General features: G+C 30.0%; 8 protein-coding genes. 5 read left to right on the forward strand and 3 right to left on the reverse strand.

Annotated features, from left to right (window positions below):
* Positions 1-1,734 carry a hydroxymethylglutaryl-CoA reductase, degradative gene (locus AQ1685_RS05105; RefSeq protein ID WP_095070046.1) on the reverse strand — a complete coding sequence of 578 codons (1,734 nt, stop codon included), beginning with the start codon at positions 1,732-1,734 and terminating at the stop codon, positions 1-3.
* Between the two features lie 151 nt (positions 1,735-1,885).
* Between AQ1685_RS05105 and AQ1685_RS05110 the strand changes: the two genes are divergently transcribed.
* The 4 genes from AQ1685_RS05110 (at position 1,886) to AQ1685_RS05125 (ending at position 8,042) form a co-directional block, all read left to right on the forward strand.
* Positions 1,886-4,060 (forward strand): S9 family peptidase, encoded by a 2,175-nt coding sequence (locus AQ1685_RS05110; protein ID WP_157730108.1) that lies wholly within the window; start codon positions 1,886-1,888, stop codon positions 4,058-4,060.
* A 27-nt stretch (positions 4,061-4,087) separates the two neighbouring features.
* Positions 4,088-5,638: a peptide MFS transporter gene (locus AQ1685_RS05115; RefSeq protein WP_095070047.1), complete on the forward strand. Its 1,551-nt coding sequence runs from the start codon at positions 4,088-4,090 to the stop codon at positions 5,636-5,638.
* A 17-nt stretch (positions 5,639-5,655) separates the two neighbouring features.
* Positions 5,656-7,431, forward strand: coding sequence for a peptide MFS transporter (locus tag AQ1685_RS05120; RefSeq protein ID WP_095070049.1), 1,776 nt, complete (start codon positions 5,656-5,658; stop codon positions 7,429-7,431).
* Positions 7,432-7,526: 95 nt separating this feature from the next.
* Positions 7,527-8,042, forward strand: coding sequence for a thioredoxin family protein (locus tag AQ1685_RS05125; protein WP_095070050.1), 516 nt, complete (start codon positions 7,527-7,529; stop codon positions 8,040-8,042).
* 7 nt (positions 8,043-8,049) lie between these two features.
* Here AQ1685_RS05125 and AQ1685_RS05130 read toward each other — a convergent pair whose 3' ends face one another.
* The gene (locus AQ1685_RS05130; protein WP_095070051.1) at positions 8,050-10,077 is read right to left on the reverse strand and encodes a ComEC/Rec2 family competence protein; all 2,028 of its coding nucleotides are present in this window, start codon (positions 10,075-10,077) and stop codon (positions 8,050-8,052) included.
* Between the two features lie 248 nt (positions 10,078-10,325).
* Positions 10,326-10,499 (reverse strand): hypothetical protein, encoded by a 174-nt coding sequence (locus AQ1685_RS05135; RefSeq protein WP_157730109.1) that lies wholly within the window; start codon positions 10,497-10,499, stop codon positions 10,326-10,328.
* A gap of 324 nt (positions 10,500-10,823) precedes the next feature.
* Here AQ1685_RS05135 and AQ1685_RS05140 point away from each other — a divergent pair, with 324 nt between their 5' ends.
* Positions 10,824-12,542, forward strand: coding sequence for a polysaccharide lyase family 7 protein (locus AQ1685_RS05140; protein WP_095070053.1), 1,719 nt, complete (start codon positions 10,824-10,826; stop codon positions 12,540-12,542).
* The last annotated feature ends 8 nt before the right edge of the window (positions 12,543-12,550 follow it).

Consider the following 12,550-nt stretch of genomic DNA (forward strand, 5'->3'; position numbering starts at 1 on the left):
TTACACCAATCCAAACTGTTTAAAATGATGTGTAAAATGCTTTACTTGAAACTTTTTCCAATATTCAAAATCAAGTTCACCAAAGAAAGGATGTACTACAGTTCTAGTACTATCTTTTTCAAATGCATCAAAAAATAATCGAAGTTGAATAATTAAATCGTCTATAGCTTCATCAATAGAGCTAAATTTAGTTGGTGTTGGAGTGTCAGATAAAAATGAGGCTCTAAAACCAGGTTGTATTTCGTTATTGGTATCTAAAAATGGTCTCCTGCGAGCTGTTTTTTCATCTTCAACAAAAACATCTATCTTCAAGTTTCCATTCGGAATTTGAGTTACAGCGCTTAAATGTTCAATCATCTGTTGAGCATTCATAGTTCCAAAGACGGGTTTACTTTCTTGAGATAATTTTCCAAGAGTTTCCCTGATTTCTGTTTCGTTGGTAATATCTACCCAATTTATTTTTGGCTTACGTAACTCTTCTAGTTTTTCTATAACAGCACTGTGAGATACAGTTTTGTTTTCAAAAAAAGAACTGATACTTTCTTTCTCTTGAGCAGTTGCATTGTGTTGGTTAAGAATATTCATCAAATGCATTTTCATATGTCCATGCTGAATTCCTTTTGTTGTTAAAGCTCTTAATGCAGCAAAGTTTTGGGCTAAACCAGCAGCGGCGATAATTTGCATTAAATCTCTCGCATTAGGTTTTTGCATCATGTCTAACGATAATCTTGCCATTGGATGTAAAGCGGTTAAACCACCAACAGTTCCTAGAGCTAATGGAATTTCAATCCAAAATTTAAAAATTCCATTTTTAACTTCACAATGTGTTAAACTAGAGTATTTTCCATTTCTAGCAGCAAAAGCATGTGCACCAGATTCTATAGCTCTAAAATCATTTCCAGTAGCTAAAACAACAGCATCAATTCCGTTCATAATTCCTTTATTATGAGTAACTGCTCTGTAAGGTTCTATTTCTGCGATTTTAACAGCTTGTTCAAATTTATAAGCAAATTTTTCAGGATTTTCTCCTCCTAAGTCTTCAATAGGGCAACTCACTTCTGCTTTTACGATACACTCAGGTACATAATTAGAAAGAATACTCATAATAATTTCGATATCTTCTTTCTGAAATTTTTTAGCAATAGCTTCTAAACAAGAATTGATAAAATTTGCTCCCATGCTATCTTTTGTCTCAAAAGTGACATGAAGTTGATAGTAATTTTCTAAATCAGCCGTTTTATCTTTTAATTCAATATCTAAAATACCACCACCACGCTTTTCCATATTTCTGGTTATAGAAGCAGTAGCGGCATATAATTCTGTTTTATTAAGGTTGAAATAAGTCTCTAAATCTTTTTTATTTCCGGCATAAATAAAATGTACTTGTCCGATTTTAGTAGTAGAAATTACTTCAGTTTTAAATCCTCCTCTAGTACTCCAGTATTTTGCTACTTTGGCTGCTGCTGCTACAACAGAACTTTCTTCAATTACCATTGGTATTACATATTCTTTACCATTAATAATAAAGTTAGGAGCAACACCGTAAGGCATATAAAAATTAGAAATTGTATTCTCAATAAAGTCATCATGGAGTTGTTGTAATTTTTCATCAACATTCCAATATTGTTTAATGATTTGAATAATTTCAGGTTGATTATTGAAGTAATTTTGAGCTAACCAATCTATTTTCCCTTCTTTAGTTAGCTTAGAAAAGCCAGAAATAATCTTCGACATTCATCTTATTTTTAATAACGAAACAAAGATAATTCTTTCCTTTTAATCAAAATTTATAATCGTAGTTTTCTGTTAAATTACAGTAAAATTTATTATTTTTTCGTAAACTTGGCAGTCGTTTTATTAAATCATCAAATAAATAAGATACTTCATGAAAAAAATATGCTTTTTAGTAATTTTGGTGACTTTTTTTTCAGCTAAAAGTCAATCTACTACAAATAATTTAAAAGAAATTACATTAGAGGAGATTTGGAATGGATCATTCTCTGCAGATAGAATGAATGCCTTAAGATCTATGAATGGAGATTTTTACACGGTATTAGGTTTTAATAGAGAAACGAGAACAGCTACAGTAGATAAGTATAGCTACGAAACACAACAAAAAGTAGAAACAATTGTTGATGGAAGAAACTTACCTAACTTAGATTATTTTAGTTCTTACTCTTTTAATGATAATGAAACAAAGTTATTATTAGGAACTAACTTCAAACAAGTTTACCGTCATTCTTATAAAGGAACGTACTTTATTTACGATATAGCAACTAAAGATTTAATTTCTTTAGGAGAAGATATACAAGAACCAACTTTTTCCCCAGATAGTAAAAAAGTAGCTTATGCTAAAGACAACAACTTGTATGTTAGAGATCTTGAAGGAAATAGAGAAATAAGAGTAACTAACGATGGAAAAATAAATGCTATCATTAATGGTACTACAGACTGGGTTTACGAAGAAGAATTTGCTTTTGTAAAAGCTTTTGAGTGGAGCAAGGATAGTAAGTTCTTAGCTTTTTTACGATTTGATGAAAAAGAAGTAGCACAATTTACAATGAATGTTACAGGGAATGAATTATATCCTTCAACGCATACATTTAAGTATCCTAAAGCTGGTGAAAAAAACGCTGTTGTTACATTAGAGTTATTTAATGTTCCTCAAAGAACAGTAAGTAGAGTAGATCTTGGGAGTTATGAATATATACCAAGAATGCAATGGACAAATAAACCAGAAATATTATCAATCACTACTTTAAATAGAAATCAGAATGATTTAAAGTTATTTTTCTTTAATGCAAATACAGGAAATTTAAAAGTAGTATTAAATGAGAAAGATGAAGCTTATGTAGATGTACAAGATAATTTAACTTTTTTAGAAGATAATAGTTTTATCTGGACGAGTGAGAGAGATGGTTATAACCATATTTACCATTACAACGAAGACGGTACATTGAAAAACCAAATTACTAAAGGAGATTGGGACGTAACGAATTACTATGGTTTAAGTAAAACAAATAATAAGATATATTATCAATCTGTAGAAAATGGATCTATAAACAGAGGTGTTTATGCTATTGGATTAGATGGTTCTGATAAAAAATTACTTACAGATAAAAGTGGACAAAGTAGTGCTTCATTTAGTAAAAACATGAAGTATTTTATTAATACACATTCTTCTGCTACTCAAGTACCTACTTATACATTATACAATGGTGATGGGAAAAAGATCAAAACACTTAAAGATAATATAGACCTTTATGTGAAGATGAAAGGATATAAAATGAGTAAGAAAGAATTTTTCACATATAATATTAATGGTAATGATTTAAATATGTGGATGATTAAACCTGCAGATTTCGATCCTACAAAAAAATATCCACTATTATTATTTCAATATTCAGGACCTGGTTCTCAACAGGTTTCTAACAGGTGGAATTCTAGTAATGATTATTGGCACCAAATGTTAGCGCAAAAAGGTATAATAGTTGCATGTGTAGATGGACGTGGAACTGGATATAAAGGAAGAGATTTTAAGAAAGTTACTCAGAAAGAATTAGGGAAGTATGAAGTAGAAGATCAGATAGCAGTAGCTAAATTTTTTGCTAATGAAAATTATATTGATGCAGAAAATATTGGAATTTGGGGATGGTCTTATGGTGGCTTTATGAGTACAAACTGTCTTTTAAAAGGAAATGATGTTTTTTCTATGGCTATTGCTGTAGCACCAGTAACTTCTTGGCGTTTTTATGATACTGTTTATACAGAACGTTATATGACTACACCACAAGAAAACGCATCTGGTTATGACGAAAATTCACCTATCTCACATGCTGATAAACTAAAAGGAGATTATTTATTAGTACATGGATCTGGTGATGATAATGTTCATGTTCAAAATACAATGAGAATGGTAAATGCTTTGGTAGAAGCAAACAAACAGTTTGATTTGTTTATTTATCCTGATAGAACTCATGGTATTTACAGAGGGAAAAATACGAGACTTAACTTATATACAAAGATGACCAACTTTGTATTGAAGAGTTTAAAAAACTAAATAAAAACAAAACTTTGACTAATTTTTATGAAAGATTCAGCAATTAAACAAAAAGAGCTTTTTGGACAACCAATAGGACTCTATATTCTGTTCTTAACTGAAATGTGGGAACGTTTTTCATACTATGGTATGAGAGCATTACTTGTATTATATATGACAGCATCAACTTTAGGAGAGGATGCCAGAGGAGCAGGTTTAGGTTGGACAGAAAAGGAAGCTTTAGCATTATACGGGTGGTATACAATGTTAGTTTATGTTGCCTCTATCCCTGGAGGAATGATTGCTGATAAATTATTAGGGCAAAAAAAATCAGTTTTGCTCGGAGCTATAATTTTATGTTTAGGCCATGGAGTGTTAGTTATGACTGATACTTGGGCTTTTTATACAGGACTTGGATTAGTTATTGCTGGAGTTGGTTTGTTAAAACCAAATATTTCTTCAATGGTTGGAGGCCTATATAAAGAAGGAGATATAAGGAGAGATAAAGGTTTTAGTGTATTCTACATTGGGATTAATTTAGGGTCATTACTTGCTACTATGATTGTGGGATTAGTTGTTGCAGAGTGGGGTTGGCATGCAGGTTTTGGTTTGGCTGGAATTGTAATGGTTCTAGGTTTAATTAATTATATCTATGGTCAAAAGTATTTAACTCACGTTGGTAATTTAAATGTCGATAAAGAAGATGAAAATGAAATTTCTTATGGTCAACTTTATGGTAAGCTATTAAAGTCTTCAAAACAATTGATAATAACTTTATTGTTAATTGTAGCATCTGCTATAGGATGGTTTAATTTAGGTTGGGGATATGGATTGTTATTTTTAACCCTTACAGCTATTACAGCATTGTTAATGATGATTTATAAAGAACTGGAAACTCAAGTTTTTAAAGACAGATTTTTAGTTTTATTATTATCCTTTATAATGGTGATAATTTTCTGGGGAGCATTTGAACAAGCTGGAGGTCTAATGAATTTATATACAGATACTAAGACTGATAGGGATCTTTTCGGGTGGAAAGTACCTACAGTAATGTTTCAAAGTTTAAATGCAGGTTTTATAATTTTATTTGCAACTGCTGTAGCTAGCTTTTGGGCAAAACGAAAGTTAAAGTCTAAAGAAGCATCATCATTATTCAAAATGGCTTTAGGTATTATTATTATGGGATTTGGATTTTTGTTTATGGTTTTTGCAGCTATGGAGTTTGAAAAATCTGGTAGTTCTAGTATGATATGGCTTGTTTTGGCTTATTTATTTCATACACTAGGAGAATTATGTATCTCTCCTGTAGCATTATCATTCATAACTAAATTAGCTCCTGTTAAATATGCATCCTTAATGATGGGAGTTTATTTTGCAGCTACTGGGTTAGGAAATAAGGTTGCAGGTATAATAGGTGAGTCTGCTTCTGATTTTGGAGAGTTAACGATCTTCTCAGGAATCTTAATTTTTACAGTATTAATAGGAGGTCTTTTTATTTTAATGTTAAAGCCTCTTAAGAGACTTACACATGGAGTAGAAGAAAAAGAAAGAGATCTTAAGAATGAAGAAGCTGAAGGTTTTGAACTAGCAGATAATTAATAACCAAATAATTTACAATGAACACTGATATAGAGAATTTATTTAAAGACAAAGTAATTGGGCATCCAGCAGGATTGTTTGTACTTTTCTTTACTGAAATGTGGGAACGTTTTTCTTATTATGGGATGCGTGCTCTTTTAGTGATGTTTTTCACTGCTTCAATAATGGATGAAGGTTGGGGTTGGCCAAGAGAATGGGCTTATGCTATTTTTGGGACTTACACTTCACTTGTATATTTATCTACACTTTTAGGAGGATATTTTGCTGATAACGTAATAGGTATAAGAAAGGCTGTTGTAGTAGGTGCTTTATTAATGACTTTAGGTCATGCTTGTATGGCAGTAGAAACTCCGTTTTTTATTTATTCGGGTTTAGCTTTATTAGTATTTGGAAGTGGTTTTTTTAAACCAAATATGACTTCTATTATTTCAGAAATGTATAATGGTAAACCTGAGAAAAAAGATGGAGCCTATACAATTTTTTACATGGGAGTTAATGCTGGAGCTTTCTTAGGAATTTTATTATGTGGATACTTAGGTGAAAAGATTGGATGGTCATGGGGATTTGGAGTAGCAGGTATTTTTATGTTGTTTGGTTTATTACAGTTTTGGTTAATCCAAGGAATATTTGGAGACATAGGTAAAGAAGCAAAAAATAAGAACGTTGATGTTTTAGATGAGGTTTTAAATACAACTGATGATACAACGGTTGATAAAGAAGTAAAGAGAAATCCTTTTACTGGATTAGAAAAAGCTCTTATTGCAGTTTCTTCAATGTTAGGATTACTTTGGATTTTTAATGATCCTATTTCAAAAATATCTGAAGGAAAGTATAATATTTTTCCATTTGAAATATCTGGTTTATCTGGAGCAACTATAGCTATAATAGCTGCTTTCTTAATATTTATTTCTTTATTAGTGATGAGAATTCCTCGTTATGATAAAATTACCAGAGATAGAATGTTAGCTGTTACTTTCTTTTGTTTTGTAACTATATTCTTTTGGGCTGTCTTTGAACAGGCGCCTAGTTCATTAACAATTTTTGCTAAAGATTATACAAATAGAGTTTTAGAAGGCAACTCAGCTTTTATTTTTAAAATTATAGACGCATTAATTACTATTGTTCCTTTGGTTATTATCACTTGGGTGTTATCCTTATTATTTAAGAAAACATTTAAAAAATATTCATTTTCAAATATAGTATTGGCACTAAGTTTTGTGATTGTTTGGTTTATAGCTTTATATAGACTAGTAGATAAATTTAGTGCTGATGTGGCTGAAGTAGATGCTTCTTGGTTTGGAATTTTGAATTCTCTGTTTATAATCACTTTAGCCCCACTATTTTCTCGTTGGTGGGAAAGTAAATATAACCCAAATGCAAATATGAAATGGGCTATAGGAATGGGGTTATTAGGATTAGGTATGGCATGTGTAGCTATAGGTTCTGCTTCTATACCTGTAGGTGCTAAAACTGCTTCTGTAAGTATGATTTGGTTAGTTTTAGTGTACCTATTCCATACTATGGGAGAATTATGTATTTCTCCAGTAGCATTATCATATGTGTCTAAATTAGTACCAGGAAGAATGATTGCTTTTATGTTCGGAGTTTATTATTTAGCAGTAGCCATAGGAATGAAGTTAGCAGGTGTATTTGCAGAGTCTTCAGAGACTATAGCAAAGGATAATGGCTTAAGTAGCTTTTTCTGGTTATTAACTATTATATCTTTTGCCTTAGCTGTTCTTTCGGCTGTATTATATCCAGTAATTAAAAAACTAATGCACGGAGTTAAATAAAGATTTTTTACTTAACAAATAATAAAATAAACCTACCAAATACAACTTGGTAGGTTTTTTTGTAAATTTGGAATACTTATTGAGACATATAAAGTATGAAAAATATTTTTTTAGTTGCTGTTTTTGTATTAACAGCGATCACAGCAAAAGCACAGGAAGTAAATTGGATGTCTTTCGAGAAGGCAATAGAATTAAATAAAACTACACCTAAACCTATTTTAGTAGATTTATATACAGACTGGTGTGGCTGGTGTAAACGAATGGACGCCACAACTTATAAAAATGAAGTTATCGTAAAATTTATTAACGATAATTATTACGCTGTTAAAATGGATGGAGAAGGAAAAGGTGACATCACTTTTAAGGGTAAAACCTTTAAATTTGTACAACAAGGAAAAAGTAAATATCACCAGTTAGCTGCAACGATAATGAACGGGAAAATGAGTTATCCTTCTACAGCTTTTTTTAATGCAGAAGAACAGTTAATTCAAACAGTTCCTGGGTATTTACAAAAAGAAAGATTTGAAAAAATATTATCTTATTTCAGTGGAGAAGCTTACAAAACAACTCCATGGAAAGACTTCGAAAAAAACTTCAAAAGTTCTTTGTAACTAAAAGTTACTTTTTTAAAATATAAGCACCATCTTCATTTGTATTATGAAATGGTGTTTTTTGTATAGCGCAAATTTCTGACCAACGTTTTATATAACTTTTATAATTTGATCCATCACTAATAATTAATTTTGGATTTATTTCTTTTATAAGACGTTCTAAATTCAATTTTGGAGAGTTCTTCAATATAACAATTGTATTTTCTAATTTCTTTTTTGGATAAATCGCTAAACTATCTATAATAAGATATTTATAATTTAAAAATCCAATGACTTCTTTTTTGGATGACTTAGTGTGATTTTTGATGTTTTCTTTTGTTTTATAGGCATCAAAAAACTTTAATTTAGAAATAGCTAAACTATCAAGATTACTGATCAAATCAATTGAGTTACTATTTCGTATACCAATTAATGAATGCTTATTTTTATGAAATACTATAATCTCTTGTTGTGATTTTATTTCATGTCTTTGAAAAATATAAAGCGATTGTAAACACAGTATGCATCCTAATAAAATGAAAAGCAGTTTTAATTTGAATTTTTTGAGAAGTGAAATTATAATTAACATTATAATATAATATAGAATCATATTCCGAAAAGGAAGATGAATATGACTAAAGATAAAATCTTCATACGAAGCAACTTTACTAATGATTAGGTTCATCCATGATATGATGCTACTGTAAAGAGTCACTAAAAACTCAGGTAGTATTTCACAGTAAGCTAATATTAGAACAATTAAACCTAAACTTAAAATAAAACCAATACAAGGTATAATAAATAAGTTAGCGATTAAAAATAAACTTGGAAACTGATGAAAATAATAAAGACTAATAGGTAATGTACTTATTTGTGCAGCCATAGAAACTGTTGTTAATTTCCAAAATTTATTTAAAAAGAATGTTCTGGGTGTCCAAAGTTTCTTCAGAAGAGGTTGAATCCAGATGATACCAAATACGGCTAAATAACTCAATTGGAATCCTATATCGAATAGAAACATCGGCTCTACTAAAAGTATACATAACATAGAGCTTACTAAAGAAAATTCAACAGGTTGATTTCTCTTAATTTGATTTCCAATCATGATAAAAGTAAACATTGTTGTTGCTCTTACAACAGATGCTGACATCCCTGTGAAAAATGCGAAAAACCATAAAAGTATTAAAGTCAAAACAACCCTTAAGTATTTACTTTTTTTTAATGGTAATAAGCATGTTAAAAGAAAGTTTAATAAGTAGCATACAATTCCAATGTGTAAGCCTGATATAGCTAAAATATGAATAGCTCCAGCTTTTGTGTAATTTTCTTTTAATTCTGAAGATAGGTCTTGACGTTGACCTAATAGCAATGCATTAGTAACAGCTAATTGATCTTTTGAGAAAGAATATTTTTTAAGGCTCTTTTGTATTTGTTTTCTTAAAGTTAAAACGAATTTAGATAATGAAATCCTGTCGTTTTTTACAGTTGTAAAACTGCCTTTATTTAGATGTAATTGATGAATTATTCCTTGGTTTTTCAAATATTCTGCATAGTTAAATTCATGAGGGTTTTTGGCATTGGATATGTATTGCAATTTAGCTTGAGGGATTATTAAATGACTAAAATTTATAGTATCAAAATCATACGATTTATCAAGGTATAGAATCACTTTTCCGCTAGAACTTTTATCATTTACTTGAATAATATTTGCAATAAATTTATGAGAGTAACTATTAGATTTTAATTGATTACTTATCTCTAGTACAATAGTATTTTCAGAAGATAGAAAATTGGTATAGAACTTTTTTGAATTCATATCGTTTGTTATGAATTTAGTAGTCATACCTAAAACAATAAAGCATAAAGCGAAGCTAAACTTTTGATACGTTGTACGTTTCAATATACGTACTAAGTTTAAAAAAATTAAGAATAAACATACCCCTAAAAATAATATTAAATTGTGGGTAATAATAAGTGAGTACTTGTGTTGTATGTATATACCAAAAATTACACATAGCAATATATGCATAGGTATATACCTAAGTAAATTTTTCATAGCCCTGTAAAGATATAAAAAATATAGTTGCAGGAAACACAATTAAAAAACACTAAAAAATACCAAAAAATAATAATCTATGACTGGAATTATTCAAAATACGAATTTGTAAACTCGACTTATAATGATCTCGATACTATTGTAGAACTACTATATAAAGTAAACACTTAAAGACTAAAAATAAAGAATTGAAGAAGTAGGAGAGAAAAGGAACAAACCACGATGGAGATCGTGGTTTTTCAATAAAGTTATTGTTTACAAAAAGGATTGTTAGGATTCCTTTTACAATACTCAGATGCAGGACCTTCATCACAATCATGAGTTGCTGAGAAATGACAAGGAGCTTGACGTTTTGCTCCATTAATAAATTGTTGTTCAGACTTGTTTAACACAGTGCCTAAATTTGAAATGTTTTTTAACATCATATAAGATTTTGATTAATAGATATGTAAGATACAGAAAGATTTCATAGAAGTCAATTGTATATTATATAGCTTTTATCAAGTAAACGAATTAATAATAAAGAATTGTGAAAAAAGAAATGAAGCTTTTAATTACATTTTGTGCTTTTTCTTGCTAAGATGTAATACTTAATATTTGTGGTCTTTTTTCATGTAATTCTTAATTAATTGATTTTTTAATTACTGTTTTTTAAGGAATTGTCAAAAATAATTGTATTTTTGGTTTTCCAGATTGGTAAACCAATTTGAAAATTCAAAAACTTACAACCCTTTAACTCAAAAAAAATGAAAACCCTCATTACTTTAAACAGTAAGCATAAGTATTACACTATGCTGGCATTTTTAATTTTTCTGTCATGTACAGATAATTCAATGGAACTAAATGATCTTGGTATCAATGTTGAAGAGCAGCATCAGTCTTTAAAAAATAAAATAATAGATGTAAATGAAATTTCAGTCTCTGCAAACGGTGATGATGGAAATATTCCATCAAATACATTAGATGGTAACCTGAATACTAGATGGTCATCAAAAGGAAGAACTGGGAAATATATTACCTACGATTTAGGAAAAATAAGAAAAATAGATGCAATTAGAATAGCTTGGTTTAAAGGAAACCAAAGAAAAACTTTTTTTCAAGTTGCAGTTGGTAACTCAACATCGTCGCTAACCACTATTTTAAATAGAAAATCAAATGGTTCATCAGGTAATTCTAACGGTTTTGAGTTTTACGAATTACCAGATACAGAAGGAAGATTTTTAAGAATTAGAGGTTTTGGTAATTCTAGTAATGATTGGAATAGTATTACTGAGATAGAAATTTTAACAACGACATCAAATGGTTCAACAGCTGTTATTCAAGTTCCTTCTAGAATTCAAGCTGAAGATTTTACATCACAAAAAGGAACTCAAACTGAGGCTACAAGTGATACTGGCGGAGGTTTAAATGTTGGTTATATAGATGCAGGTGATTATTTAGAGTATGAAATTGATGTGCCTGAAACGAAAGATTATAATTTTGAATTTAGAGTAGCATCACTAAATAAAACTATTCGATTTGATGTAATTAGTAACGGAAACAGACTAGCAGGTATTAGTAAGGCAACAACAAACGGTTGGCAAAATTGGATTACAACAAAAAAGACAATCCGTTTGAATAAAGGAATACAAACATTACGTTTATTGGCTACAGATGGTGGATGGAATATTAACTGGTTAGAAATTAAAGAAGATCAATCAAACCCAGATCCAAATCCGACACCAGGAAGTTCACCTGCTTCAATACTTGGAGGTTTAAAAAATTGGAAGCTTAATGGCTATTCAGGAACATTTCAATTAGGGGCTTCTAATAATGGGCTAACTTATGTAGATAAAACCCCAAATTTACAGACATTCAGTAATCCAGAATGGTTTTACACAGATGGAACTTGGACTTACTTTAAGGCTTATCCAGGAAATCCAACTTCGAGTGGTTCTGGTAACCCAAGATCTGAATTAAGAGAACTAACAACTAACGGAAATGCAAATATTTATTGGGATGGAACTACTAGTAAAGAACACAGAATGATCTGGAAAGTAAAAGTAGACCGTTTACCACAATCAGGTAAAGTTTGCTTTGGTCAAATACACGATAAAACAGATAAGTTTGATGATGTAATACGTGTTCAATGTCAAGGAGACCCTTTTCAAACTTCAGGAGAAATTACTTTAAGAATAAATGGTTATGTAACTGAGGTATTAGAAGGAGGAGGTAAGTCTGTTGGGAAAATTAGAATAGGAGAAGAATTATACTATGAGCTTACTTATCAAAACAGTGTAGTAAAACTTTACGAATTAAATAGTAGTGGATCAAGAGTAAAAACAATTTTCACTTCTAAAAAAGCAGCTGCTAAAGAAAATTATTTTAAAGCAGGTTGTTATTTGCAATCTGTAAAAGGGAAAAAAGCAAAAGGACCAAACGATTTTGGATTGGTAGGAATAAAAGAATTAAAAATATTTCATTAGGTAAATTT

It is taken from the genome of Tenacibaculum jejuense (genome assembly GCF_900198195.1).
Lineage (GTDB): Bacteria > Bacteroidota > Bacteroidia > Flavobacteriales > Flavobacteriaceae > Polaribacter > Polaribacter jejuensis.

Bases quoted from the DNA above. Each gene is read 5' to 3' on its own strand.
- AQ1685_RS05115 (WP_095070047.1), top strand. From the start codon at position 4,088: ATGAAAGATTCAGCAATTAAACAAAAAGAGCTTTTTGGACAACCAATA.
- AQ1685_RS05105 (WP_095070046.1), bottom strand. From the start codon at position 1,734: ATGTCGAAGATTATTTCTGGCTTTTCTAAGCTAACTAAAGAAGGGAAA.
- AQ1685_RS05140 (WP_095070053.1), top strand. From the start codon at position 10,824: ATGAAAACCCTCATTACTTTAAACAGTAAGCATAAGTATTACACTATG.
- AQ1685_RS05110 (WP_157730108.1), top strand. From the start codon at position 1,886: ATGAAAAAAATATGCTTTTTAGTAATTTTGGTGACTTTTTTTTCAGCT.
- AQ1685_RS05120 (WP_095070049.1), top strand. From the start codon at position 5,656: ATGAACACTGATATAGAGAATTTATTTAAAGACAAAGTAATTGGGCAT.
- AQ1685_RS05135 (WP_157730109.1), bottom strand. From the start codon at position 10,499: ATGTTAAAAAACATTTCAAATTTAGGCACTGTGTTAAACAAGTCTGAA.
- AQ1685_RS05130 (WP_095070051.1), bottom strand. From the start codon at position 10,077: ATGAAAAATTTACTTAGGTATATACCTATGCATATATTGCTATGTGTA.
- AQ1685_RS05125 (WP_095070050.1), top strand. From the start codon at position 7,527: ATGAAAAATATTTTTTTAGTTGCTGTTTTTGTATTAACAGCGATCACA.